Source organism: Pseudoalteromonas sp. MM17-2, from assembly GCF_022347945.1.
Taxonomy (GTDB): Bacteria; Pseudomonadota; Gammaproteobacteria; order Enterobacterales; family Alteromonadaceae; genus Pseudoalteromonas; species Pseudoalteromonas ruthenica.
On record NZ_JAKRFV010000010.1, the window covers coordinates 99,245 to 123,676 of the forward strand.

Genomic DNA, 24,432 nt, shown 5'->3' on the forward strand with positions numbered 1-24,432 from the left:
TTGTGGTGATAATCAATCAAGAGCACGCTAATATAGCCGCCTTTTTTTGCTTGGGCCAACGCGCTCAAGCCTAGGTAAATCAAAGTCGAGTCGAGCAAGTAATGAATTTTTCCTTAGGTCAACGTTGGATCAGTGATACCGAGTCCGATTTAGGATTAGGTACCGTAGTTGCATTGGAAGGACGCCAAGTCAGCATTCTTTTTCCTGCAAGCGGGGAAAACCGGGTCTATGCACAAAGTGAAGCCCCCGTTACCCGTGTAAAGTTCAATCCTGGCGATACTATTCGCAGTGCTGATGAATGGGAACTTGAGGTCAGCGAAGTAACACAAAGCGATGGCTTATATACCTACGTAGGCAAACGTCTTGATAATGACGAACCGGTGGAACTCAAAGAAACTTTTCTTGATCATTTTATTAAGTTTAATAAGCCTCAAGACAGGCTTTTTGCTGGTCAAGTAGACCGCTTCGATCGTTACACGCTGCGCTACAACACGTGGCAACATCGCTACCAGCGCGCGCAGTCACCACTAAAAGGGTTAATTGGGCAACGCGCTAGCCTGATTGAGCACCAATTGCATATTGCCCGTGAGGTGGGACAACGTTTTGCCCCGCGCGTGTTACTCAGCGATGAAGTGGGTCTAGGTAAAACCATTGAAGCCGGTATGATTTTGCACCAACAGTTGCTTACCGGCCGCGCTGCGCGCGTGCTCATAGTCGTGCCCGAGAATTTACAACATCAATGGCTAGTAGAAATGCTGCGCCGCTTTAACTTACAGTTTGCCATTTTTGATGAAGAGCGCTGCGCCGAAGCCTATGCCGACAGCCCGAATGTGTTTGAGACCGAACAGTTGGTGCTCACTAGCTTAGAATTCCTAACCAAGAAAAAACGCTGGTTTGAACAAGCAACCTTGGCGGATTGGGACCTTATGGTGGTTGATGAAGCGCATCACCTAAGCTGGTCGGTGGATAAACCCAGCACCGAGTATCAGCGCATTGAAGAGCTTAGTCGCGATATTGCCGGTCTTATTTTGCTTACCGCCACCCCAGATCAGCTTGGCCACCAAAGTCACTTTGCCCGTTTGAAACTGCTCGACCCTGACAGGTTCTATGACTACGACGCCTTTGTTGCCCAAGAATCACATTATCAAGACATTGCCGACGCAGCCAATAGCGTACTCCAAGAACAAGATCTGAGCACTGACCAACAGCAAGTACTTACCAACCTGCTAGGTAGCGAAGCGCAAGCACTACTTGCCGGTATTGCTAAGGGCGATGAGCAAGCGAAAGCCAGCATGTTAGAGCAGCTTCTGGACCGTCATGGCACAGGGCGCATTTTATTCCGTAACAGCCGCAGTGGCATAAGCGGCTACCCCGAGCGTATTTTGCACACCTACCCAATGGCAATGCCGTCGCAATACCAAACCGCGATGAACGTAATGGGCAGTTTAGGCAGCTCAGGGCCGGCTGAGCTCAACGCCATGCGCGCGCTGTTCCCAGAGAAAATGTTCCAAGAATTCGAGGGTCAAGACAGCAGCTGGACACAGTTCGACCCTCGGGTACAGTGGCTTATCGACACCCTTAACGCCAATAAGCCGCAAAAGATGTTGGTGATTTGTGCTAAAGCCGAAACCGCGTTAAGCCTTGAGCAAGCACTGCGTGAACGCGAGGGGATCAAGGCCGCACTGTTCCATGAAGGCATGAGCATTATTGAACGTGACCGCGCCGCCGCATTCTTTGCCGACATTGAAGACAGTGCTCAGGTCCTTATTTGTTCTGAGATTGGCTCTGAGGGGCGCAACTTCCAGTTCGCTCACCACCTCGTGCTGTTCGACTTGCCGCTCAACCCAGACCTTCTAGAGCAGCGCATTGGCCGCTTAGATCGTATCGGCCAAAGCGAAGACATTAAAATTCACGTGCCTTATTTTCAACACACTGCGCAAGACACCCTGCTGCAGTGGTATCACCATGGCCTGAATGCCTTTGAACACACTGCCAGCACTGGGCATATTCTCAATCAAGAGTTTGGCGATGAGCTCATTGCGTTACTGGCTGATGGCAGCTACCAAGATGAACCGCTGCAAGCACTGATACAGCGCGTTCATGCGCGTTATCTAGCGCTTAAAGCGCAAATGGAATCAGGACGTGACCGGTTATTAGAGCTGCACTCCAGCGGCCAAGGTCAGTCTGAGCACCTAGTGCAGGATATCAATGCCTTAGACCATAGTTTTGAGCTGCCCAGCTACATGATCAATGTGTTTGATATTTGGGGTGTAAACCAAGAAGACAAAGGCGAAAATAGCATTATCCTCAAACCCACTGAGCACATGCTTGGTGCCACCTTCCCCTGCTTAAAAGAAGAAGGCATCAGTGTCACTTTTGATAGAGACACGGCGCTTGCGCAAGAAGATTTGCACTTTATCAGTTGGGATCACCCCATGGTCGAAGGGGCGATGGAGATGATCTGTGATGACGATTTTGGCACCGCTTCGGTGGCGCTGTTTAAAAACAAAAAACTGCCGGCCGGCACCTTCTTTGTTGAATTGGTCTACATCGCCGAAGCCATGGCTCCGAAATCATTACAATTAGGCCGCTATTTACCGCCGACCCCCATACGACTACTACTGGATAAGGGCGGTAACGACCTCAGCGCCAATGTTGCCTTTGATACCTTTAATCAGCAATTAAATGCCGTTGGCAGACAAACGGCTTCGAAACTCGTGAACGCATTACAAAGTGCCATTCACCCGCTGATTGAGCAAGGTAATGAGCAGGCGCAGGTGCACATGGAGCAGCTACGTGAACAGGCCAAACAGAGCATGCATCAGGCTCTGGATACAGAGCTGACTCGCCTGCAAAACCTGAAAGAAATCAATCCGAATATTCGTGACGAGGAGCTCAGTTATTATCGTGATAACAAGCAGCAAATGGATGATTACATCGACAAAGCCAAGGTTAAACTCGATGCCATTCGCTTAATCGTTGTCAGCCACTAAGCATTTCTTTAAAATGGCCGGCCTTATCTAACGGGGCTGGCCATGCTGTTACACTATAATCCACCGCGCACTCCTTATCTGCGCATTCTTTACCAAGATGATGACTTACTAGTACTGGATAAACCCAGTGGTTTACTCAGCGTTCCCGGTAAAGACCCCAAGCATGCTGATTGTGTGATCCGTCGGGCTAACCTTGTTTTTCCTAGCGCCAAAATTGTGCACCGACTGGATATGGCTACCTCCGGAGTTATTTGTCTGGCATTAAATAAAGCCGCACACCGCCACCTAAGTATGCAATTCCAAGAGCGGCAAACGGCCAAGCGTTACCTTGCTCGGGTTGAGGGTCACCTAAAAGAGCAAAGTGGTAGCGTCGATTTGCCCCTTATTTGCGACTGGCCGAACCGGCCAAAGCAAATGGTCGATCATGACCGAGGGAAACCCTCACTCACTCATTATCAGGTGCTTGATTATGAGCAGGATGCCACTCGCGTTGAGCTCACCCCGATCACCGGGCGCAGTCACCAGTTACGCGTACATATGCTTAGCCTAGGACATGTGATCCTCGGCGATAGACTTTACGCCCACGAACGCGCCAAAGCGCGAGCAGATAGGCTACAACTACACGCCACTTGGCTACAACTACGCCATCCTAGTAACGAAGAGATGATGGAGTTTACCGCTTCGTGCCCGTTCTAAACTTTTTATGGCGTTGGCCGATAGCTATGTAGATATAAAATAATAGAGGGTGTTTAACGTCTGTGCTGCGATTGATACTGATATTTATAGGGTTGCTCGTGCAATGGCCAACCAATGCCAGCCCGACCCTCGATAGGCATTACTTAGCTAGCCTCGATGAGACACAAACGCTGCTCGCCAAAGGGGAAGAGTTTCATGTGGTGTTTCGCCCACATATGGCGTCAGAGCATCGCGGTGTAGTGCTTATGATCCCAAGCATCGACGACCCCTATGGTAATCAACGTGGTTTTATTTTTTTACGGGCACTGCTCAGTGAGCGTGGCTACAGCAGCTACCTCTTAGTTAACCGCCCAGCAACACGTGACGATGAGCAACAGAGCGAAGCTGCCCAGCAAGACGCTAACGAAGAACAGCAACAAGAGCAAACGCAGCAATCTCAGGAGCCGCCTCCACAACCTGCTGATGAAACCGAGCAGCCGCAACCCAGTTATGTCCCAGGCTATCAACAAGCCATCTCCTCTGAGCTGTTGGATAAAGAACAACAGCGCTTAAGCGCACAACTAGTTAGTCTACTAGAGCGGGCACAAGAGCAAGGCAAAGCGGTTAGTGTGTTCGCTGCTGGGCGTAGCGCCGGCTTACTCAGTGAGTACTTTGTCGATAATCTACAGGTGGATATTAACGCGTTTATTGCTGTGGGCGCCTACTTGCCAGTCCCTGCTCGCCACCATCACATTAGCGCCAATTTATCAGTGATGCCCCCTGCAGTGCTCGACGTGTACACCCCTTTTGATCATAGCTGGGCCACACAGCAACGGCCACAGCGACAACTCTGGGCAGAGAAAAACAGAAAATTTGATTACCGCCAACGTACATTGTTCGCTGAGCTTAGTGAGCAGCAGCAAATACACCGCCTAGCAACGGAAATCGACGGTTTTCTGCGGCGCTTATTCTAAGCCTTTAGGTACTCATACGCCGCTTGGATATCCTGACTTTTCTTTTGTGCTAACTTCATCATATGCTCAGGAAGGCCCTGGGATACCAACTTATCTGGGTGGTGCTGCGCCATCAACTTGCGGTAGGCCTTTTTTACAGTGCGCGCATCCGCTCCCTCTTCCAAACCAAGAATATCCAACGCCTGACGACGATTCATACCGGCATCGCTGGTACTTGATGTGCGCCCTTGATGATGTTGTCGTTGCTGCTGTTGAAAGCGTTGTTGCTGTTGGCGAAAAGCAAATTCGGCTTGGTAGCGTTTGAGGATAAAGTTAAAATGGGTTTTACTGACACCCAGCCCTTTGGCGACCTGCTCCAACAGCGCTTTTTCTTGCTCAGCTAAGTGGCCATCACTGAAGGCCATCTGAATTTGGATTTCCAAAAATAACTGCAACATATCGAAGCGCCCGGCAAAATGCTCGCGGAACTCTCGCAGCGTCGCATTCATGGAGAAATCAGCCTCTTTACCCGCGCGAAATGCATGCTGAGCTTCGCGCTTGTCCTCACCACTTAAGCCCATTTCATCCATAAACTGTGTGGCTGCACGAATATGCATCTCGTTGACGCGACCGTTGGACTTCGCAATGTGCCCCATGACAGCAAAGCAACTAGAGAAAAATAAGGCTTGGCGCTGAGATACATCCTCGTGATTAAAAAAGCCACGAAAACCGCCAGCACGGTCAAAGTCCTGCTTTAAGCTTCTATCGAACATGTGCCCAACGAACAGCCCCAATAAGGCGCCAAGAAACTTACCAAACATAAAGCCAAAGCAGGCACCAAGAAGCTTGCCCCACATCACCAAAATACCTCTGAAAACCAATGTGCACCACATAGTGACGAAAAATCATCGAACTAACAAGCGAAAGCATGACCCAGTAGCGCAGCTAGTTATATACCCTAGCGCTTTTATCGCTAACAATTTTTAACCCTTATCCGCTGACATCGCTTTGTCAGCGGATGTAATTACGGAAAAATTGCTTTATTATGTCATGCTTATTTCCAGTGCACTTGGCAAGCAACATTAAGTTTAAGGGAAGTCGATGAATAAATTGTGGGGCATGGTTATTCTCGCCCTGTATGGTGCCAGCGCAGGCGCCGTTTTTGCGCGTACAGCAGAGCTTGCGGCCAATACCGCTTCGGCGCAAGAGCACACAGATACCGATAAAAAACAGTTATCACAAAATATTAAGGTAGCGCACTGCTTAGCTGCTTCACGCCCTGCGCCTTGGCAAGCCCCTAACTTACCCTTGGGTCTAGTAGAAATTGTTTCCGACGATGTTGAATTAATAGGCCAAGATAGTGCTCAGTTTGACGGCAACGTCAACATCAATACGCGCACCATGAGCTTACAAGCGCAGTCGGCACTGATTGACAAACAACAAGGCTTATTAAATGCGACTGGGCCGCTCACTTACCGAGACGGTGTTTCAAAAATCACCAGTCGCGGCTTAAATGCAAGCTTAAACGACTCTAATATCAGCCTTCTTGGTGCCGATTATCAGCTCACTCAACAGCAAGGCCGTGGTGGCGCTGAACAACTTCAAGTTAATGAGGACGCCTTAGAGCTGAGTAATGCCAGCTTCACGACCTGCCCGGTTGATAGCGAAACCTGGGCAATCAGCGCCGATAAAATCATTCTTTCGCAAAAAGAAGGTTGGGGCGAGACTTACGGTGCCACGCTGAAAATTTATGATACTCCGGTTTTGTATCTGCCCTATTTTACCTTTCCTATTGATGATAAACGCAAAACAGGATTTTTAGCACCACAGATTTCCAGCTCAAACCGATTTGGCGTGGAGACTATCACTCCTTACTACATCAACTTGGCTCCCAATTACGATCTCACATTGACGCCGCGCTATATGTCCAAAAAAGGCATTCAGCTGCAGTCAGAGTTTCGCTATTTAACCCCGAGCAGCCAAGGCTTGCTGGGGCTTGAATACTTAGATTCAGATAAAAGTGAGCGAGAGCTTGGAAACCGTTATTTATTCCACTGGCAGCAGCAGAGCTACTTTAGTGATGTCTGGCGTGCAGGCGTTGATATTACTAATGTGAGTGACGATAACTACCTCACGGATTTGAATTCTAATTACGCCAATAAGACCGACACTCACTTAGCCCGTACGGGGATTCTTACCCATTTGGGTGAGCGTTGGCGCACCGATATACAATTGCAAGATTATGAAGTCCTGGGCGACCACCTTGAGTCCTACACAACCTTGCCTCGCATCGGCTTTACACAGACAAATGCCTATAAATTGGGTTGGTTTGACGCTTCAGTAAGCGGCGAGTTGAGCCATTTCCGTAACAGCACGCGAACTATTGATGAAGCCACACGAGTGCACATAGAACCGCAACTGCGTTTTAGTGAAGAGCGTTATGCTTGGTCATTTCTCTCCGAGTTCAGTGTGCTGCACACTTATTATGACCAGCAAGGTAATCTTGAAGGGACGCAGTATGAGCAAACGGTAAACAGAACTCTACCGAAAGTTCGCCTATACAGCCAACTTAACTTCGAGCGCGACACCAGCTTACTCGTCGAAGATGGTATTCAAACCCTGGAACCACAAATTCAATATTTGTACACCCCCAACAAAGACCAAAATAACATTGGCCTGTTTGATACCACCAAGCTCCAAGACGACTTTTATGGCCTGTTCCGCGATCGTCGCTTTTCCGGTGTAGACCGCATCGCTGCGGCTAACCAAATTACCCTCGGGGCGACAACGCGTATCTTTGATAAACAAAATGAGGAATTATTTAACCTCAGTGTCGGGCAAATATTCTATCTCTCTGATTCTGCTAAACCCACAGAGCAAGACTTTGCCGGCGAAAACAATTACAACGCGTTATTCGCCGGTGAAGCCATGTGGCACTGGCACCGTCGTTGGTATCTCTCTGGCGGCATTCAGTACGACACCGATGGCAAGCAAATAATCCAATCCCATGTGACCCTAGATTATAAGGGCGACGATAATGAGTTGGTGCAGTTGAACCATCGCTATGCAAACGATGTCTCAGGGAATACAATTGAGCAAATAGGTATGTTTACCAGTGTCCCAATTGACGATAACTGGCAATTCGTGGCCAGCTACCACCGTGATATTGAAACCGGTCGTAGCATCGAAGTGTTCAGTGGTTTACAGTATGAGTCATGTTGTTGGGCAGTGCAGATCACTGGCCGCAGACAAATAGAAACGGACTTAAACCAAAGCATAAACCAAGAGCAAGCCATCTTCGACTCGGGGATCGGCATCAAATTTGTCCTTAAAGGACTTGGAGGCAAGAGCAGTTATGATGCACAAAAGTTACTTAGAGAAGGCATTTTTGGCTACCGTCGCCCCTATTTCCTTACCAATTAAAGCAATAAAAAGTATGAAATTCAGACGTTTTTTAGCAACAACTTTATTTGCCCTAGGGTTATCTCAGGGTGTACAAGCGCAAGAACAACTTATTGACCAAGTCGTAGGTATCGTTAACGAAGGGGTGATCCTTGAAAGTGAAGTGGATGCCATTGTTAACCGAGTAAAAGCACAAGCCAAAGAAAGTGGTCAAGATCTTCCCACTGACAGTGCTTTACGTGTGCAAGCTATTGAGCGACTCGTCAATCAAACCTTACTGATGCAAATGGCCGACCGTATGGGCTTAGAAATCTCCGATGGCCAGCTTGATCAAACTCTTGCAACCATGGCAAAAGACCAAGGCGGTACGATTGCCGACATGCGTCGCTCAGTGGAAGCATCCGGTGAAAGCTTCGCCCAATTCCGTGAAGATATTCGTAAAGAGATCACCACTCAGCAGGTATTGCGCGCTAACGTCGATCGCCGTATCTACATTAGCTTGCAAGAGATTGAAAACCTTTTGCAAATTATGGAGCAGCAAGGCGGCAACAGTGAGGAATATGATATTGGCCATATTCTTATCGATATTCCCAGCTCTGCAACGCCAGAGGAAATTGCCAGTGCGCAAGACCGTGCAGCTAAAGTTATTGATTTACTTGAAGAAGGCCGAGAGTTTAAACGTATCGCAATCGCCTCATCCAGTGGCTCGAAGGCGCTCGAAGGTGGACAGCTAGGGTGGATGAGCACCAATGAAATGCCTTCATTATTTGCCGAGGCAGTCAAAGGTAAGAAAAAAGACACGATTGTTGGCCCACTGCGCAGTGGCGCGGGCTTTCACATCATTAAAGTACAAGACGTGCGTGGCCGCCAAGTCGTGGAAACTGTCGAGATGCGCTCACGTCACATTCTTCTCAAGCCCTCAATTATATTGAGTGAAGAGAAAGCACGCTCAATGCTTGAAGGCTTTGTCAAAGACTTGCGTGCCGGTGATGCTGACTTTGCCGAATTGGCGAAAGAGTACTCTGAAGATCCGGGCTCAGCACTTAAGGGTGGTGAGTACGATTGGACCGACCCTACTACCTATGTGCCTGCGTTTCGCGATACGTTAATGTCGCTAGAAAAAGGCGAGATCAGTGAACCGTTCCGTTCCACTTTCGGCTGGCACATCGTGCAGCTGTTAGATAAACGCGTCGCCGATAAAACCGATTTAGCGAAGAAAAACCGTGCTCAGCAGCTGCTCTATAATCGTAAGTTCAAAGAAGAGAGCTTTGCGTTCCAGCAGGAGATCCGCGAGCAAGCGCACATTGAGATCTTCGCAGAGGATTAATGGTTATGACCTTACGTATCGCCATTACTCCGGGGGAGCCGGCTGGCATAGGCCCGGACTTATTGCTTGAATTAGCACAGCAGCAGTGGCCCGCACAGCTGGTCGCTATTGCTGATGCTAAGCTATTGCAACAACGAGCCAAAGCGCTGGGTCTGCCGCTACGGTTAACGCCTTTTGATGAGCAAGCTCCTGCCCAGCCCAGCGAAGCGGGTGAGTTGTATATCCATCAAGTCGATTTAGCAACGCCTGTGGTGGCTGGTGAACTTGATGAGAAAAATGGCGAATACGTGCTTGATACTCTGCGTATAGCCTGTGAGAAAAACATGGATGGCACGTTCGATGCCATCGTCACAGGCCCAGTTCACAAAGGTATCATTAATAAAGCGGGTATTTCTTTTAGCGGGCACACCGAATATTTTGCACAACAATCAAATACTCCGGATGTCGTGATGCTGTTAGCAACACAAGGACTGCGAGTTGCGTTAGTCACCACACACATCCCGCTGGCCTATGTTGCTAAAGCCATCACAGAAGATCGCTTGAAAAAGGTAATTGGTATTCTTGAGCACGATTTACGTACTAAATTCGCAATTGCCAAACCGCGCATTTTAGTCTGTGGTTTAAACCCACACGCTGGCGAAGGCGGGCACCTTGGCCGTGAAGAAATTGAAGTGATCACTCCGACCTTGGAAGCGCTAAATCAACAAGGTATGAACTTAGTGGGCCCCCTTCCTGCCGACACCCTTTTCCAAGATAAATACCTCAATGAGGCGGATGCAGTACTGGCGATGTATCACGATCAGGGGTTGCCTGTGTTAAAATATAAGGGTTTTGGAAATTCCGTAAATATCACCCTTGGCCTTCCTTTTATTCGCACTTCAGTCGATCACGGCACTGCCCTTGACTTAGCTGCGAGTGGCCAAGCAGACGCTGGCAGTTTTCGCGTTGCTTTAAATGAAGCAATCAAAATGGCGAGCAAAAAAGCTAAGAGACAATGACAGATAAATTACACCTAGGCCACTATGCTCGAAAGCGATTCGGGCAAAACTTTCTTCATGACGAAACCGTCATTGATAAAATAGTCACCGCTATCGACCCGCGTCCGGGCGATAACCTAGTCGAGATTGGTCCAGGTCTGGGCGCAATCACCGAACCGGTGTGCGAGTTGACCGACCACCTTAACGTGGTTGAGCTTGATAAAGACTTAGCCGAGCGCCTGATTCACCACCCTTTTATGGCGCCGAAGCTAACGGTACATCAAGGCGATGCGATGAAATTCGATTTTTCCTCGCTGCTACGCAACGACGCCAAATTAAAAATATTTGGTAATCTGCCTTACAATGTTTCAACACCACTGCTATTCCATCTATTCAACTTCGTTGATGAGGTAGAGCATATGCACTTTATGCTGCAAAAAGAGGTGGTTAATCGCATGGTCGCAGGTCCTGGTAGCAAAGCCTTTGGCCGTTTGAGCGTAATGACACAATATTACTGCCATGCCATTCCTGTTATTGAAGTGCCGCCTAATTGCTTTAAACCAGCACCTAAGGTGGATTCGGCCGTGGTGCGCTTAGTGCCGAAAGACAAAGCACAACGCAGCGCTAAAGATACTAAGTTACTTAATACCGTGTGTTTAGAAGCGTTTAATCAGCGCCGTAAGACACTGCGAAATAGCTTGAGCAATTTATTGGATGAATCGCAGCTAAAAGGCCTAGGTATCGATCCAAGTTTGCGAGCAGAAAGCCTGAGTTTACAACAATTTATTGAGATTGCGAATTGGTTATATGACAACAAGCAGTAGTACAGATTCAGCGATTAAAGTGAATGTCGAGACCTTCTACGTTGAAGGTCAATCGGAGCCAGAGCAAGACAAATACGTATTTGCTTATAACATCACGATAAAGAATCACAGCCTGAGTAGCGCCAAGCTCGTCAGTCGTTATTGGCTTATCACCGACGCCAATGGCAAAGAAGTCGAAGTAGAAGGTGAAGGCGTGGTTGGCGAGCAGCCAACCATCGGCCCGGGTGAAAGTTACAGTTATACCAGTGGCGCAGTGTTGGAAACTCCCGTGGGCACCATGCAAGGCTACTACGTGATGCGCAGCGAATTTGGCAATGAGTTCCAGGCGCCCATTGATGTTTTCCGCCTAAACTGCCCCAACATTTTACACTAAGCTCATGGCGTTATACGCAATAGGTGATCTGCAAGGCTGTTATCATGAATTTGATGCACTGTTGCGGCGTGTTGATTTCAACCCCAGCCAAGATCATCTCTATTGTGTTGGTGATATCGTTGCGCGCGGTCCCGACTCGCTGTCATGTCTGCGCCGACTTGTGCAATTGCAAGGCAGTGTGAGTGTCACCTTAGGTAATCACGATTTACACCTACTGGCTTGTGCAGCATTAAATAAAGAACCCAACCCAAAAGATAAACTCGCCCCTTTATTTGCCGCCGACGATTTTGATTCCCTACTCGCGTTTTTACGTAACCAACCCTTAGCTCTTTGGTTAGCGCCGCTAAACACTCTGGTATGCCATGCTGGTTTGTCTCCACATTGGTCACTTGCGCAAGCTCTTGAGCAAGCACAACAAGCGCAGCGCTGTTATCAAGGAAAAGACGCAGCTTATTATTTCGCGCACATGTATCAAAACAGGCCTGTAAAATGGTGCGATTCTCTCAGCGAAATGGAAAAGTTTGTCTATACTATCAATAGTTTCACCCGCATGCGCTTTGTGGAACCCAGCGGTGCTTTAAACCTAAAAGAAAAAGGTAAACCAGGGTGCGATGATCAGCTTGTACCTTGGTTTGCTCACAGCCATCGTCAGCATGATGATTTTGACATTGTATTTGGGCACTGGGCGGCACTAGAAGGTAAAACTGGGCGAGATAATGTACATGCTTTGGACACAGGATGTGTTTGGGGTGGCAGCATGACTCTGATGGACTTGCAGAGTAAGAAAAAAGTTGTAAAGCAATGCGAATTTTTATCGCAATAAGCTGATAAAAACGCAAAAAGTTGTTACATTTTAGCAATAGTTACCTTAATTTATCCTTAATCCTGCCGATAAGTTAAGATATTTTATGTAGTTAGGAACATCTATGAAGCTTACTGTGAGTCAACGTATCTGGGGTGGATTCATCTTTATCACCCTCCTCCTTTTGGTTATAGGTGGCAACTCTCTTGTTCGCATTGCGAATATTGATAGCTCGACGCAAAGTGTTAACCAACTTTCTTTACCTGCTTTAGATAAAAGCTCTGAGCTACAAGTTGAATTTGTGCTCATGAGTAAAGCAGCATTGGGCGCCTACAATAGCGAGGATGAAAAGTCCCTTGCTGAGCTAAAGCAAGCTTACAATAAAGAGCAAAAGCGCTTTGATAAGTCCATGGCGAACCTTATGGATGTGGTTGCTAATGAGCCAGAATTAAAACAGCTCGCGCAAACCGTAGAAAAAACTTACACCCAGTTTGAGGGCCAAGTCACTCAGCTGTTTAACAACAAAGCGAAAGCGCTGGCACTTCGCAATACACTGCGCAGCCAGTTTGACGATATCGACTTAAACGCAGAAGATGCCATTTCTGTGGTTCTTGATATTTCTGACTTAGACGGTCTAGAAGAAGACTCACCTCGTGCTTACCAGGCAGTTACGCAATTGGAAAACAACCTCACCGCGATTGCCACCACAGGCAACGACATTCTGTCTGTTAAGAATAAGCAAACGCTGGAAATTATTAAGAACGACCAACTGTTTTATATGGACGAGCTTGAACGCTCAATGGGGCTGATTGAAGAAGCTGTAAGCGCTAAAGATGCGTCGCTTTACAGTGATTTAAATACCTATGTGAGTACCATTAGCGATGCGGTTAAAGGCTCAAGTTCACTTGCCGCAAACAAGTTGGAATTACTTAACACCTTAGATAAAACCACGGTTAATCTTGAAAACTCAGAAGTAACCACTGAGCAGGCGATCAAAAACCTGACCACCTTAGTGAAGCAAGTGAATAACCTTGCCTTCAAGCAACAAGAAGGTGTACGTGCCGATGTCAGTGCCGCTAACCTGTGGACTTGGTTGGGCATGATCATAGCCACCATCATCGCAGTGATTGTTGCTTATTTCACCGTAAGCCGTATTACTAAACCATTGAGTGAGGTAAACAGCGTGCTTAATATTGTTGCCTCAGGAGATATGACGCAACGCTTAGACGACAGTGCACAAGATGAATTCGGTGAGCTAGCACGCAGTTGTAATACCCTAATTGACAGCTTGCGAGCCTTGATTCAAGGCATCATCTCGCGTTCAACACAACTTGCTGCAGCATCAGAGCAGACGTCGACCATCACCTCTGAGTCAAGCCACGCAATCCAATCGCAGCGCGCTCAGGTGGAGCAAGCCGCGACTGCCACAACCGAAATGAGTAGTACTTCTCAGGCAGTGAACGACAGTGCTCAACAAGCACTGAGCGAGATTAAGAATGCCGACAGCGAAGCTAGCCGTGTTAAAGGGATCTCTAACCAAAACAAAGAGACTATCGAACAGTTGGCTATTGAAGTTGATAACGCCTCACAGGTTATTAATCAGCTGCATCAAGACAGCGCATCAATTGGCGGTATCTTGGATGTTATTCGTGGCATTGCCGAGCAAACTAACCTCCTGGCATTGAATGCTGCAATCGAAGCCGCACGAGCAGGCGAACAAGGGCGAGGCTTTGCCGTTGTAGCTGACGAAGTACGCTCGTTGGCAAGTAAGACACAAGAGTCGACGCAAGAGATTCAAAACATGATTGAATCGCTACAAACCGGCGCTCAAGCTGCTGTAGAAGCGATGTCAAAAGGCCGTCAACAAGCCGAGTCCTGTGTTGAGCAAAGTGAACATGCGACCACTGCACTAGACTCAATCACTCACGCCGTTGCCACTGCACACGATGTCAGCGAGCAAATCTCATCGGCAGCGATGGAGCAACAGCAAGTGTCGCAAGAAATAAGTGAGCGCTTGGAGCAAATTGTTTCTATCGCTGAGCAGACAGCTCAAGGGGCCGACCAGACTTCAGAGTCAAGTACTGAAGTGGCCAAGCTCGCTGAAGAGTTGCGCCAGTCTGTAGACCGCTTTAAGGTTTAAACAGCCAAGTGCTGATGATGATAAGGGCCGCTTTAGCGGCCCTTTTTGTTGCTGCCTAATTATCCTCCCCTTCCTGGCTGTTCCCTTGCGTATAAATTTGCTACATTCACAAAGCTGCTAACAGAGGATAAAAATGATGAAAAACAAACTCGTTGCACTATTAATGATGTGCTCTATACCTTGCACAGTATTGGCACAAACCACGGTTATTCATAATATAAAAGGCTATACACCCACTCAAAAAGGCGAGCTTGAGACCTTTGCAACCTTAGTGATTAAAGATGGCCGAGTGATCAATCGCGGCAAAGCACAACTTAGTAAAAGCTACCCAGATGCAAAGCGCATCGACGGCCAAGGTAAGGTGCTACTTCCTGGCCTTATCGATGCACACGGTCATATCATTGGCTTAGGGCAAAACCTAATGCAGCTTGATTTACGCGGTGCAACCTCGGTTGCAGAGGTGGGCAAGCGTCTTCAAGCGTTCGCCGCACAGTCTGAACAGCCATGGATTATAGGTCGTGGCTGGAACCAGGAACTTTGGCCAGGAAAAACCTTCGCCAGTGCCGCTGATTTAGACAAGTTCGTAAGCGACCGACCCGTGGTATTAAGTCGCGTAGATGGTCATGCTATTTGGGTCAACTCCAAAGCCATGGAGTTAGCAGGTCTTGATAGTGAGGTAACAAGCCCGGCCGGAGGTGAAATAATACGCACTGCCGAAGGGAGTCCGAGCGGCGTATTTATAGATAAAGCAGAGCAGTTGATCACAGCACACATTCCCAAGCGCAGCGAGAAAGCTCTCGCCACAGCCTTAGATAAAGCCGGTCAACATTTATTAAGCTTAGGTATTACCAGCGCCCATGATGCCGGCATCGATTTTGATACGTGGCAACTGTATAAACAACGCGCCAAAAACAACAACCTTCCGCTGCGCATTTACGCTATGCTCGGGGCCACCGATGACAAGCTCGAGACCATGCTTAAAGCTGGTAAAGTCGATGATAATGAAGACATGTTGGCTATTCGCAGTGTGAAAGTGTACGCGGATGGCGCGCTAGGCTCTCGTGGCGCCGCCCTACTGCAAGACTATGCAGACAGAAAGGGGCATCGTGGCCTGATGCTTGAGGACCAACAACAGCTCGAGGATATTTTCAGTTTATGCTTTAAGCATGGTTTCTCCGCTCATACCCACGCTATAGGCGACAGAGCGAACCAAATAGTGCTTAACGCATACGAGAATGTCTTTAAACGCACAGGTGGTATTTTGCTACGTAACCGTATTGAGCATGCGCAAATTGTTGATACCGATGATATCCCGCGTTTTAAAGCACTTAAGATTATTCCTTCTATGCAGCCGGTTCATGCCACCTCTGATATGCATATGGCCGAGCAACGCTTAAGCGACTCACAACTAGCAGGCGCTTATGCGTGGCGTACATTTCTAGAGCAAGGCTCTCGTGTGGCAGCGGGTTCAGACTTTCCCGTGGAGCTTGCGAACCCTTTCCATGGTCTTTATAGCGCTATCACACGTCAAGACCATCAAGGCTTACCTGAGCAAGGTTGGCGTCCTAAAGAATTGCTCTCGCGCGAACAAGCCTTGCGAGCATTCACACTAGACGCTGCCTACAGCGCCTTCCAAGAGTTTAAGGTTGGCAGTTTAGAAAAAGGCAAGTGGGCAGATTTTATCCTTGTCGACACCGACATTATTCATGCCCCGGTGCAACAGGTATGGCAAACCAAGGTGTTAGAAACTTGGTTGGCAGGCCAGCGTCGCTACCAGCGTCAGCCTGCGCTTTGACGTTTAGCCTGTGCTAATTTGTACAAGTGATAGATGTTAACAACAGAGAGTAAGGCGTTGGTCAGTGCCACTGGCCACGCCACAATGGCGACCCCATAGGCAGTGAACGCGATACAGCCGGCGAGATTAAACCAACGCAGTTTCACGACATCGCTCATCGCCAGTGACGTGACTAATAAAGCAGAAGCGACATAGCCTAAATATTCCCAGGTCATTTGTTCTCTCCTCTGCTTTAAGTTAGCATAAACCTCGCTTGTTATAAGCCATTGTCGGCAACATCGCGAGAATAAGATAAAAAAGCCAATTCACACCACTGAGTAAAAACGAATAAGTAAACACGGGAATGATTAAACCTATGACGGACTCAGTCTCTGTGCGTAAATTGGCATAAAAAACGCTACATTTTCATCGTAGCGACATATTGGTGTAACAAAAAGGACAATTGTCCCAACGAGTTTTGACTATGTTTCAATATCATTTTTCTACCGACTTGGTAGAGCAGCTACTTCATTTCACTGGCAATCGCTACCAGCAGCAAAAAAAGGAAGTGCTATTACACCAAGATCAACCGCTTAAAAAGCTGGTACTGGTGCGCAGCGGTACCGTATCTTTTAGCTACGATGTGGGCAATGGGCGACGTTTGCTCTTAGGTCAGCTTGATTGCAACAACACCCTAATTGGGGAAATAGAAGCGCTTAACAATCAGCCTTGTATCTATACCGTAACCTGCTTTAGCGATGTAAGTTATAACCTTATCGAGCTCAAGCATTGGCGCCAAGTATTATTAGAGAACCCCCAACTAAGCTTGTACACAGCGCAAACTATAGCCGCGAAGTTTCAGGAAAACCAAAAGGTTAACCTTGATAAACTGTTACTGCCGCTAAGCTATAATATTGCCAAAGATTGCTTAATGCGGGCACAAAACAACAACCCGACCTTGTTACGCGCCTATCCCACTGTGAGCGCCGAGGCTGAGCGCTTTGCCACCACAGAGCGGGCTTATCGACGCGTGGTTACCGAGCTGGTTGATAAAGGGCTTATTGTGCGCAGTAAAGAAGGCTTACAAACAATAGATGTGTCAGCTTTAGAGGAGTTTGTAGAAAGCTTCACATAAGTGGGCTCAGAGCACCAGCCTGCCCCCACTTGGGTTGTAAAAAAGGGATAAAAAAAGCAGCTTACGCTGCTTTTTTTAATCGACTAATAAGTCTTTAATGTTGGCTAAATCCGATTTACCTTCAATCAATTCCTCGGGGGTTAACCCTGAAAGTTCATGAGGGAACACCAGCCACTCATCCGATTCATGGATGTAATAGTCAGGCTTCATAGGGACTTTGGTATTTTTCGGCTTATAGTATGGGCAAGCTACGCGAATATCTTTAGGCAGGTTCAGACGCATCAATTCTGCTAACTTTTCTTTTAATGCAAAAATACTGCGTCCTGAGTCGAAAACATCATCCACAATCAGGAGTGAATCACCTGCATTGGCATTTTCAATGATGTAATGCAAACCGTGTACTTTGATCTCTTTCGATTGCTTACCAATACCATAGTAAGAAGAGGTACGAACGGCGATATGATCGGTCTCTATCCCTTTATAATCATAAAACTCTTGTACAGCAATCCCAATAGGAGCACCACCGCGCCAAATACCAATAATAAAATCTGGACGGAAGCCGTCCTTATAGACTTGCGCAGCAACACGAAACGAATCTTCCAATAGTTGCTGTGCGGTAATATAAAGCTTATCTGACATAAGTTGCCCCTAGTTTGTGGTGGCTGAAGTTGAACACTGTGTCTTAGTGTGCCGCCACCAAACGATAACGTGTGGCGGCAAATTCTATCGCATTTTCAGAATAAATGCTCTAGTCTTGCACTGGCGATTGCTTTTTACTGGGTAAAACAAGATTGAGCACGATGCCAAATATGGCGCACAAGCTAACGCCTTGCAGGGCAAATTCATTACCACCTATTTGCATACCGCCAATACCCAACACCAAAATAAGTGCAATAATCACTAAGTTGCGTGGTTCACTCACATCCAAATCAGCCTTTAATAACGTTTTTAATCCAACCACAGCGATAGAGCCAAACAGCAAAATCATAATGCCCCCCATTACTGGGACCGGAATAGTTTGCAAACCCGCCCCCATTTTGCCTATAAACGCCAGCAAAATAGCGATAACTGCGGTCCACGTCATAACCTTGGGATTGAAGTTCTTGGTCAGCATCACTGCACCGGTGACCTCTGAATAAGTGGTATTGGGCGGTCCGCCAATACTGGCAGCAAGGCTCGTCGCGACGCCATCTCCCATCAGTGTGCGATGTAAGCCCGGTTTTTTTAGGTAGTCTTTACCGGTAACCTGACTAATAGCCATCATATCGCCAATATGTTCAATAGCAGGCGCAATGGCCACGGGGATCATAAACGCCACGGCCTGCCACTTAAATTCTGGCGCGCTGAATGCCGGCACTGCGAGCCATTGGGCATTGTTGATCACCGCAAAATCGACTACGCCAAAGGCCAACGACAAGCCGTAGCCAACAACAACCCCCGCTAAAATAGGCACTAAACGCCACACTCCTTTGCCAAACACAGCAAAAACCAGCGTTGCCACCAGAGCCGCCATGGATATCCACATTGCATGATCATAGGCCACTAATTGGGCGCTGCCATCACCACTTTTGCCCATGGCCATATTCACTGCCACAGGCGCCAGCGCCAAACCTATAACCATGATCACCGGGCCGACAACCACCGGTGGTAACACGCGGTGCAGCATGTCCGTACCTTTCAAGAGAACAAGTACGCTCAGTAACATGTAGGCGACACCTGCAGCCATTAACGCACCCATGGTAGCGGCACTGCCATACAATTGGTTACAGGCAATAATAGGTGCGATAAAAGCAAAGGACGAAGCTAAAAATACCGGAACTTGCCCGCGAGTAATAAGCTGAAATGCCAATGTGCCAGCCCCGGCAGTAAACAATGCGACGTTCGCATCAAGGCCAGTTAGTAAAGGAACTAGAACCAAAGCACCAAAGGCGACAAACAACATTTGCGCGCCGGTGAGGATGGCTTTAGGTGCAAATAAAGGCGTCATCAAACGGTACCAAAAATCTTGTCTCCGGCATCTCCAAGCCCTGGCACAATGTATCCTTTTTCATTGAGGTGGTTATCAACTGATGCAGTATAAATATCAATATCTGGGTGTGCTGCCAGTGTCTTTTCTATCCCCTCTGGGGCAGCGACTAACACGATCACTTTAATTTGTGTACAGCCTGCTTTTTTCAACATATCTAAGGTCGCAATCATTGAGCCACCGGTGGCCAACATCGGATCGATAACTAGGCTCAGGCGCTCATCAATATTGCCGACCAGCTTTTCGAAGTAAGGCACCGGCTCTAAAGTTTCTTCATTGCGCTCAAGGCCAACAACACTTACTTTCGCCGCAGGGATCAGGTGCATCACCCCCTCTAGCATCCCCAAACCAGCGCGCAAAATAGGCACTACGGTAATCTTTTTACCTTTGATGCTTTGCACTGACAATTCATTTCCTTGCCATCCATCAATAGTTTTATCTTCTAACTCTAAGTTTTGAGTTGCCTCATAAGTAAGTAATGTACCCACTTCCGATGCTAACTCACGAAAACTTTTGGTACTAATGCCGTGTTCGCGCATTAAACCTAGTTTATGTTGAACAAGAGGATGATTGATTACATGAACTGCCATATTGATTTCCTGAAATGTTGTCGTAACTGCTATTTTATCTCAGTATAGGAAGAGAACTGAATGGCTATCGCCAATTATAGGCAAAAAAAAACCATGGACTTGGCCATGGTTTCTTTTTTGTAGACGGTGCTTAAAGACCGGCACGGTCCTTAATGGCTGCGATCAGCGGTGAACCCGCGTGATTGCTTGTTGCCCAATTTAAATCGGCGCCATCTTCTAGTGAACTTTTCGGTAAGCTTTTAATGATGTACTCGCCGGTGTCAACTGCGTTGCTCGCAACTGCGTGACGGACTAGGTTGTTGCCATTACACTTTACAGCATCGCTGATATCACGAATCTTAAGGCGTGCTGAGCGCAGCGTCTTACGTAAACGGTTTTTATCATCTGCAGCAATATACTCACAGATACTAATAGCTAGGCGATCATTCGCACTTGCAGGAGTGGTATACAGCGCACTTCCAGCTAATACGGCAGTAGCGATAAGCGTTGACATTAATTTCATTTGTAGCACCCTTTAATACTTTTTTCTTACAAAGTAGACTAATAGTTTACCAACAAGCACTAATTTTATCAATCAACTCACACTTCTTTATTAAGTGTAACAAACTCGTAGTTATGTGGATTCGTCGCATCTTTACTATGGCTAACCCGCTCTACACAGCGCCACCGGCCAACTTGCTCATAATCAGGGAAACGAGTGTCGCCTTCTACTTGCAAATCAATAAAGGTCAGATATAAGGATGAGGCTAAGGGTAAAAACTGCTCATAGATATGCCCGCCACCGATGACCATTACCTCTTCAACATCCTCAACTTGCGCTAGCGCTTGTTGCACCGACGTAACCACTTCGGCTCCTTCAAAAGCATAGTCTGAGTTGCGGGTGATGACAATATTACGTCGTCCTGGAAGCGCTCGTCCAATAGATTCTAGCGTCTTACGACCCATAATAACGGGCTTACCTAAGGTCACTTGCTTAAAATGCTTTAAATCGGCTGGAAGATGCCATGGCATATCGTTGTCTTTGCCAATTATGCGGTCTTTGGCCATGGCCGCAATCATCGATATTTTCACTACAGATATCCTATATACAAAAGGGCGCAAGTGCGCCCTTCATAACAGTTGTTAACGTTCGTAAATGATCTCTACGTCGTAGTCGTCATCATCCCAATCGTCCCAATCATCGTCATCACTGTCTTTAGTGGCATGACGGTGGTAGGTGTCCCACTTAAACTCAACTTCTTCTTGTTCCTGCTCTTGCGCGAATTTTTCTTTCGGCATGGACTCAAGAAGTTGCATAATATCTTGGCATAACGCTTGGGTGTTCAAGCCGCTCGCCGCTGAGATTTTATAAATATCATGCTCGACACCCAGCTCATTAGCGATACGGTTACATACCTCATCTACTTCGCTTTCATCGAGTAAATCAATCTTATTAAAGACTAACCAGCGCGGCTTGTCAGCCAACTTAGGGCTGTATTGATGTAGCTCATTAATAATGGCAAACGCATTATCTAAAGGGTCTGAGCCGTCAACAGGCAACACATCGATGATGTGTAATAACACTCGGCAACGCTCTAAGTGTTTCAAAAAGCGAATCCCTAAACCGGCACCATCAGACGCCCCTTCGATAAGCCCTGGAATATCAGCAATAACAAATGACTGCCCAGAGGCCGGGCGTACTACACCGAGGTTGGGTATCAAGGTCGTAAATGGGTAATCGGCCACTTTCGGCTTGGCTGCGGAAACGCTGCGAATAAAGGTCGACTTGCCGGCATTAGGTAAACCTAACAAACCCACATCAGCAAGCAACATCAATTCAAGCTTGAGATTACGTACTTCGCCAGGTGTTCCCAGGGTCTTTTGACGTGGTGCACGGTTGGTGCTTGATTTAAAGCGCGTGTTACCAAGGCCATGAAATCCACCTTTTGCTACCAGTAGTTTCTGTCCATGCTTGGTCAAATCCCCTAACCCCTCTTGCGTATCAACATCGGTGACTCGCGTGCCGACGGGCACTTTCAAGGTAAGGTCTTCACCTTTTTTACCTGTACAATTTCGGCTTTGGCCATTGGTACCACGTTGGGCCCGATGAAAACGCTCGAATTGGTAATCAATTAAGGTGTTAAGGTTTTCGTCTGCTTCTAAGTAGACACTGCCACCATCACCGCCGTCGCCACCATCAGGGCCGCCGTCTGGGACATATTTTTCGCGTCGGAATGACACCACGCCGCTGCCGCCGTCGCCAGCTTCTGCACGGATTTCGACTTCATCAACAAATTTCATGATTTTTCACTTAGCGGATCTGCGATTGAATACCTGTATTATACAAGTTTATATGTATTGAAAACAAAAAACCCCGCAAAAGCGGGGTTTTTCTGTAAGCTGGGTTACTGATTATTCAGCAACGATGCTTACGTATTTGCGACCTAGGGGACCTTTTTGTTCGAATTGAACTTTACCATTTGATGTTGCAAATAGTGTGTGGTCTTTACCCATGCCTACGTTTGAACCCGCGTGGAAACGAGTACCACGTTGACGTACGATGATGTTACCCGCAAGAACTGATTCACCGCCAAAGCGCTTAACACCTAGACGTTTACTTTCTGAATCACGACCGTTACGAGTACTACCAGCTGCCTTCTTATGTGCCATCTTTCTGTACCTCTAAATTAAGCGCTAATGCCAGTGATTTTAACTTCAGTGAACCATTGACGATGGCCCATCTGCTTGCGAGAGTGCTTACGACGTCTAAACTTAACAATCTTCACTTTCTCGCCACGACCGTGAGAAACAACCTCAGCTGTTACTTTACCACCGTTCACGAACGGGGTACCGATCTCGATTTTCTCACCATCAGCAACTAAAAGTACTGTGTCAAATTCAACCGCTGCACCAGTTTCTACGTCTAGTTTCTCTAGACGAATTGTTTGACCTTCAGTCACACGGTGCTGTTTACCACCACTTTGGAAAACCGCGTACATAATTAACTCCGTCTGTGCGCCCTCAAATCGACGCAACTAAATATTCTTCAATAGGGCGCGAAGTCTACGCTAAAACGCCCGGCTTGACAAGCTGTTTTTTCAATAAAAACTTGAAAAAATGGCGTCGATGAGGACATGAAAAAAATTTTCCTTATTCTATCTGTTTTTAGCCCGTTGCCAAGCAGATTAAGCAGTTTTTAATCACTTTTTTTAGCTTTGGCTTATTTTTACTGCTAAAGCTTATAAAAATGATGCTTTGCTGGGAAAGTGTCGAGCAATGGCAAAAATTCATGTACAATTCATCGCGCATTTCCTTGAACAACCGACAGTGGGCACGGAGTTAAATGGATATAAAAGCTATCCAGACGCTTATCGCTGACGATATGAACAGCGTCAATCAGTTAATACATGCGCAGATGCAATCTGACGTCGCACTGGTTAACCAGCTTGGTTTATACATAGTAAATAGTGGTGGCAAACGCGTACGCCCCATGTTAGCGCTGCTCGCAGCCCGGGCCTTAGGTTACCAAGGCGATAAACATGTCACCCTAGCGACTATCGTTGAGTTTATCCATACGGCGACCTTATTACATGATGACGTGGTAGACGAATCTGACTTACGTCGCGGCGAACCTACCGCTAATGCCGAATTTGGTAACGCAGCCAGCGTACTTGTGGGGGATTTTATCTACACCCGCTCTTTTCAGCTCATGGTCGGGTTAGGGCAAATGCGGATCATGGATATCTTGGCCGATGCCACCAATGTTATCGCCGAGGGCGAGGTTTTACAGCTAATGAACTGTAACGACCCAGATACCACCGAACAAAGCTATATGCAGGTCATCTATTCGAAGACCGCTAAACTATTCGAAGCAGCCACTCAATTAGCAGCAGTGATCACCGAACAAGACGCACACGTTGAAGAGGCAATGCGCTTGTACGGTATGCACCTCGGTACCGCTTTCCAGCTCGTTGATGATGTGTTGGATTACAGCGCCGACGCCCACACGCTGGGCAAAAACATTGGTGATGACTTAGCTGAGGGTAAGCCCACGTTACCATTAATTTATGCTATGCAGCATGGCGAAGCGGCGCAGAAACAACAAATACGCGAAGCAATAGAGCAAGGGAATGGCTTAGATTACCTCGGTGATATCTTGGCGACATTAACACAAACAAAAGCGCTTGATTTCACTATGCAGCGCGCTCAACAAGAAGCCGACAAAGCCATTTCGGCATTGGATTTTTTGCCTGAAAGCGCAGAGAAAGAGGCGCTTGTTGCCTTAGCGAATATCGCAGTCAAACGCGACCATTAATAGGTGCAAGTGAAAACACACTATAAGTAGTGCTTTGATAAAACATTACTTTGACTAGTCCTGAAATAAGTTGACACTTATTTTGATTAAAACGCCTGATGTACTTCATCGGGCGTTTTGTATTTTAGAGCCAGGTGTGGGCGTCTC

General features: G+C 47.3%; 23 protein-coding genes. 13 read left to right on the top strand and 10 right to left on the bottom strand.

What is annotated here, in order from left to right; genetic code table 11:
• Nucleotides 1-101: 101 nt before the first annotated feature.
• The 3 genes from rapA (at nucleotide 102) to MHM93_RS10270 (ending at nucleotide 4,642) form a co-directional block, all read left to right on the top strand.
• Nucleotides 102-2,993, top strand: coding sequence for an RNA polymerase-associated protein RapA (rapA, locus tag MHM93_RS10260; RefSeq protein WP_239449080.1), 2,892 nt, complete (start codon nucleotides 102-104; stop codon nucleotides 2,991-2,993).
• A gap of 42 nt (nucleotides 2,994-3,035) precedes the next feature.
• Nucleotides 3,036-3,689 carry a bifunctional tRNA pseudouridine(32) synthase/23S rRNA pseudouridine(746) synthase RluA gene (gene rluA / locus MHM93_RS10265; protein ID WP_045979615.1) on the top strand — a complete coding sequence of 218 codons (654 nt, stop codon included), beginning with the start codon at nucleotides 3,036-3,038 and terminating at the stop codon, nucleotides 3,687-3,689.
• A gap of 98 nt (nucleotides 3,690-3,787) precedes the next feature.
• The gene (locus tag MHM93_RS10270) at nucleotides 3,788-4,642 is read left to right on the top strand and encodes a DUF3530 family protein (RefSeq protein WP_239449081.1); all 855 of its coding nucleotides are present in this window, start codon (nucleotides 3,788-3,790) and stop codon (nucleotides 4,640-4,642) included.
• Here MHM93_RS10270 and djlA read toward each other — a convergent pair.
• Nucleotides 4,639-5,478: a co-chaperone DjlA gene (gene djlA, locus MHM93_RS10275; RefSeq protein ID WP_053911385.1), complete on the bottom strand. Its 840-nt coding sequence runs from the start codon at nucleotides 5,476-5,478 to the stop codon at nucleotides 4,639-4,641. The genes MHM93_RS10270 and djlA overlap by 4 nt on opposite strands.
• 244 nt (nucleotides 5,479-5,722) lie before the next feature.
• Between djlA and lptD the strand changes: the two genes are divergently transcribed.
• From lptD to MHM93_RS10315, 8 genes are all read left to right on the top strand, one after another.
• Nucleotides 5,723-8,044 (top strand): LPS assembly protein LptD, encoded by a 2,322-nt coding sequence (gene lptD, locus MHM93_RS10280; RefSeq protein WP_239449083.1) that lies wholly within the window; start codon nucleotides 5,723-5,725, stop codon nucleotides 8,042-8,044.
• Nucleotides 8,045-8,057: 13 nt separating this feature from the next.
• Nucleotides 8,058-9,350 (top strand): peptidylprolyl isomerase SurA, encoded by a 1,293-nt coding sequence (surA, locus tag MHM93_RS10285; protein WP_239449084.1) that lies wholly within the window; start codon nucleotides 8,058-8,060, stop codon nucleotides 9,348-9,350.
• A gap of 5 nt (nucleotides 9,351-9,355) precedes the next feature.
• The gene (gene pdxA / locus MHM93_RS10290; RefSeq protein WP_130148555.1) at nucleotides 9,356-10,348 is read left to right on the top strand and encodes a 4-hydroxythreonine-4-phosphate dehydrogenase PdxA; all 993 of its coding nucleotides are present in this window, start codon (nucleotides 9,356-9,358) and stop codon (nucleotides 10,346-10,348) included.
• On the top strand, nucleotides 10,345-11,151 hold the full coding sequence (gene rsmA, locus MHM93_RS10295) for a 16S rRNA (adenine(1518)-N(6)/adenine(1519)-N(6))-dimethyltransferase RsmA (RefSeq protein WP_022946350.1): 807 nt from the start codon (nucleotides 10,345-10,347) through the stop codon (nucleotides 11,149-11,151). The genes pdxA and rsmA overlap by 4 nt, the downstream gene beginning before the upstream one ends.
• Nucleotides 11,135-11,524, top strand: a complete 390-nt coding sequence (apaG, locus tag MHM93_RS10300) for a Co2+/Mg2+ efflux protein ApaG (protein ID WP_022946351.1) — start codon at nucleotides 11,135-11,137, stop codon at nucleotides 11,522-11,524. Before rsmA ends, apaG begins: the two co-directional genes overlap by 17 nt.
• 4 nt (nucleotides 11,525-11,528) lie before the next feature.
• Nucleotides 11,529-12,347 (top strand): symmetrical bis(5'-nucleosyl)-tetraphosphatase, encoded by an 819-nt coding sequence (locus MHM93_RS10305; RefSeq protein ID WP_239449086.1) that lies wholly within the window; start codon nucleotides 11,529-11,531, stop codon nucleotides 12,345-12,347.
• 103 nt (nucleotides 12,348-12,450) lie between these two features.
• Entirely contained in the window at nucleotides 12,451-14,466 is a 2,016-nt protein-coding gene (locus MHM93_RS10310) for a methyl-accepting chemotaxis protein (RefSeq protein ID WP_053911390.1), read from the top strand.
• A gap of 133 nt (nucleotides 14,467-14,599) precedes the next feature.
• Nucleotides 14,600-16,261, top strand: a complete 1,662-nt coding sequence (locus MHM93_RS10315) for an amidohydrolase (protein ID WP_239449087.1) — start codon at nucleotides 14,600-14,602, stop codon at nucleotides 16,259-16,261.
• Here the strand turns inward: MHM93_RS10315 and MHM93_RS10320 are convergent.
• Nucleotides 16,246-16,476, bottom strand: coding sequence for a uroporphyrinogen decarboxylase (locus MHM93_RS10320; RefSeq protein ID WP_239449088.1), 231 nt, complete (start codon nucleotides 16,474-16,476; stop codon nucleotides 16,246-16,248). The two genes, MHM93_RS10315 and MHM93_RS10320, sit on opposite strands and share 16 nt — an antisense overlap.
• A 248-nt stretch (nucleotides 16,477-16,724) precedes the next feature.
• On the opposite strand from MHM93_RS10320, the gene MHM93_RS10325 reads away from it, so the two are divergent.
• A complete protein-coding gene (locus MHM93_RS10325; protein ID WP_022946356.1) occupies nucleotides 16,725-17,375 on the top strand; it encodes a Crp/Fnr family transcriptional regulator in 651 nt (216 codons plus the stop codon).
• A gap of 75 nt (nucleotides 17,376-17,450) precedes the next feature.
• On the opposite strand, the gene MHM93_RS10330 is transcribed toward MHM93_RS10325, so the two are convergent.
• The 8 genes from MHM93_RS10330 to rplU form a co-directional block, all read right to left on the bottom strand.
• Nucleotides 17,451-18,014: a phosphoribosyltransferase family protein gene (locus MHM93_RS10330; RefSeq protein ID WP_022946357.1), complete on the bottom strand. Its 564-nt coding sequence runs from the start codon at nucleotides 18,012-18,014 to the stop codon at nucleotides 17,451-17,453.
• A 109-nt stretch (nucleotides 18,015-18,123) separates the two neighbouring features.
• On the bottom strand, nucleotides 18,124-19,362 hold the full coding sequence (locus MHM93_RS10335; protein ID WP_239449089.1) for a uracil-xanthine permease family protein: 1,239 nt from the start codon (nucleotides 19,360-19,362) through the stop codon (nucleotides 18,124-18,126).
• Nucleotides 19,362-19,991 (bottom strand): uracil phosphoribosyltransferase, encoded by a 630-nt coding sequence (gene upp / locus MHM93_RS10340; RefSeq protein ID WP_053911398.1) that lies wholly within the window; start codon nucleotides 19,989-19,991, stop codon nucleotides 19,362-19,364. The genes MHM93_RS10335 and upp overlap by 1 nt, the downstream gene beginning before the upstream one ends.
• A gap of 130 nt (nucleotides 19,992-20,121) precedes the next feature.
• Complete coding sequence (locus MHM93_RS10345; RefSeq protein ID WP_022946360.1) at nucleotides 20,122-20,493, bottom strand: DUF3718 domain-containing protein; 372 nt, start codon at nucleotides 20,491-20,493, stop codon at nucleotides 20,122-20,124.
• Nucleotides 20,494-20,570: 77 nt separating this feature from the next.
• Entirely contained in the window at nucleotides 20,571-21,062 is a 492-nt protein-coding gene (folA, locus tag MHM93_RS10350) for a type 3 dihydrofolate reductase (RefSeq protein ID WP_026111312.1), read from the bottom strand.
• Between the two features lie 51 nt (nucleotides 21,063-21,113).
• The gene (gene cgtA / locus MHM93_RS10355) at nucleotides 21,114-22,271 is read right to left on the bottom strand and encodes an Obg family GTPase CgtA (protein WP_045979625.1); all 1,158 of its coding nucleotides are present in this window, start codon (nucleotides 22,269-22,271) and stop codon (nucleotides 21,114-21,116) included.
• 111 nt (nucleotides 22,272-22,382) lie between these two features.
• The gene (rpmA, locus tag MHM93_RS10360) at nucleotides 22,383-22,640 is read right to left on the bottom strand and encodes a 50S ribosomal protein L27 (protein WP_022946363.1); all 258 of its coding nucleotides are present in this window, start codon (nucleotides 22,638-22,640) and stop codon (nucleotides 22,383-22,385) included.
• 17 nt (nucleotides 22,641-22,657) lie between these two features.
• Nucleotides 22,658-22,969 carry a 50S ribosomal protein L21 gene (rplU, locus tag MHM93_RS10365; protein WP_022946364.1) on the bottom strand — a complete coding sequence of 104 codons (312 nt, stop codon included), beginning with the start codon at nucleotides 22,967-22,969 and terminating at the stop codon, nucleotides 22,658-22,660.
• A gap of 344 nt (nucleotides 22,970-23,313) precedes the next feature.
• Here rplU and ispB point away from each other — a divergent pair, with 344 nt between their 5' ends.
• On the top strand, nucleotides 23,314-24,285 hold the full coding sequence (ispB, locus tag MHM93_RS10370; protein WP_239449090.1) for an octaprenyl diphosphate synthase: 972 nt from the start codon (nucleotides 23,314-23,316) through the stop codon (nucleotides 24,283-24,285).
• The last annotated feature ends 147 nt before the right edge of the window (nucleotides 24,286-24,432 follow it).

What these genes read in the sequence shown, in the direction of transcription:
- rapA (WP_239449080.1), top strand. Translation starts at nt 102, where the DNA reads ATGAATTTTTCCTTAGGTCAACGTTGGATCAGTGATACCGAGTCCGAT.
- rluA (WP_045979615.1), top strand. Translation starts at nt 3,036, where the DNA reads ATGCTGTTACACTATAATCCACCGCGCACTCCTTATCTGCGCATTCTT.
- djlA (WP_053911385.1), bottom strand. Translation starts at nt 5,478, where the DNA reads ATGTGGGGCAAGCTTCTTGGTGCCTGCTTTGGCTTTATGTTTGGTAAG.
- lptD (WP_239449083.1), top strand. Translation starts at nt 5,723, where the DNA reads ATGAATAAATTGTGGGGCATGGTTATTCTCGCCCTGTATGGTGCCAGC.
- surA (WP_239449084.1), top strand. Translation starts at nt 8,058, where the DNA reads ATGAAATTCAGACGTTTTTTAGCAACAACTTTATTTGCCCTAGGGTTA.
- pdxA (WP_130148555.1), top strand. Translation starts at nt 9,356, where the DNA reads ATGACCTTACGTATCGCCATTACTCCGGGGGAGCCGGCTGGCATAGGC.
- rsmA (WP_022946350.1), top strand. Translation starts at nt 10,345, where the DNA reads ATGACAGATAAATTACACCTAGGCCACTATGCTCGAAAGCGATTCGGG.
- apaG (WP_022946351.1), top strand. Translation starts at nt 11,135, where the DNA reads ATGACAACAAGCAGTAGTACAGATTCAGCGATTAAAGTGAATGTCGAG.
- MHM93_RS10305 (WP_239449086.1), top strand. Translation starts at nt 11,529, where the DNA reads ATGGCGTTATACGCAATAGGTGATCTGCAAGGCTGTTATCATGAATTT.
- MHM93_RS10310 (WP_053911390.1), top strand. Translation starts at nt 12,451, where the DNA reads ATGAAGCTTACTGTGAGTCAACGTATCTGGGGTGGATTCATCTTTATC.
- MHM93_RS10315 (WP_239449087.1), top strand. Translation starts at nt 14,600, where the DNA reads ATGATGAAAAACAAACTCGTTGCACTATTAATGATGTGCTCTATACCT.
- MHM93_RS10320 (WP_239449088.1), bottom strand. Translation starts at nt 16,476, where the DNA reads ATGACCTGGGAATATTTAGGCTATGTCGCTTCTGCTTTATTAGTCACG.
- MHM93_RS10325 (WP_022946356.1), top strand. Translation starts at nt 16,725, where the DNA reads ATGTTTCAATATCATTTTTCTACCGACTTGGTAGAGCAGCTACTTCAT.
- MHM93_RS10330 (WP_022946357.1), bottom strand. Translation starts at nt 18,014, where the DNA reads ATGTCAGATAAGCTTTATATTACCGCACAGCAACTATTGGAAGATTCG.
- MHM93_RS10335 (WP_239449089.1), bottom strand. Translation starts at nt 19,362, where the DNA reads ATGACGCCTTTATTTGCACCTAAAGCCATCCTCACCGGCGCGCAAATG.
- upp (WP_053911398.1), bottom strand. Translation starts at nt 19,991, where the DNA reads ATGGCAGTTCATGTAATCAATCATCCTCTTGTTCAACATAAACTAGGT.
- MHM93_RS10345 (WP_022946360.1), bottom strand. Translation starts at nt 20,493, where the DNA reads ATGAAATTAATGTCAACGCTTATCGCTACTGCCGTATTAGCTGGAAGT.
- cgtA (WP_045979625.1), bottom strand. Translation starts at nt 22,271, where the DNA reads ATGAAATTTGTTGATGAAGTCGAAATCCGTGCAGAAGCTGGCGACGGC.
- rpmA (WP_022946363.1), bottom strand. Translation starts at nt 22,640, where the DNA reads ATGGCACATAAGAAGGCAGCTGGTAGTACTCGTAACGGTCGTGATTCA.
- rplU (WP_022946364.1), bottom strand. Translation starts at nt 22,969, where the DNA reads ATGTACGCGGTTTTCCAAAGTGGTGGTAAACAGCACCGTGTGACTGAA.
- ispB (WP_239449090.1), top strand. Translation starts at nt 23,314, where the DNA reads ATGGATATAAAAGCTATCCAGACGCTTATCGCTGACGATATGAACAGC.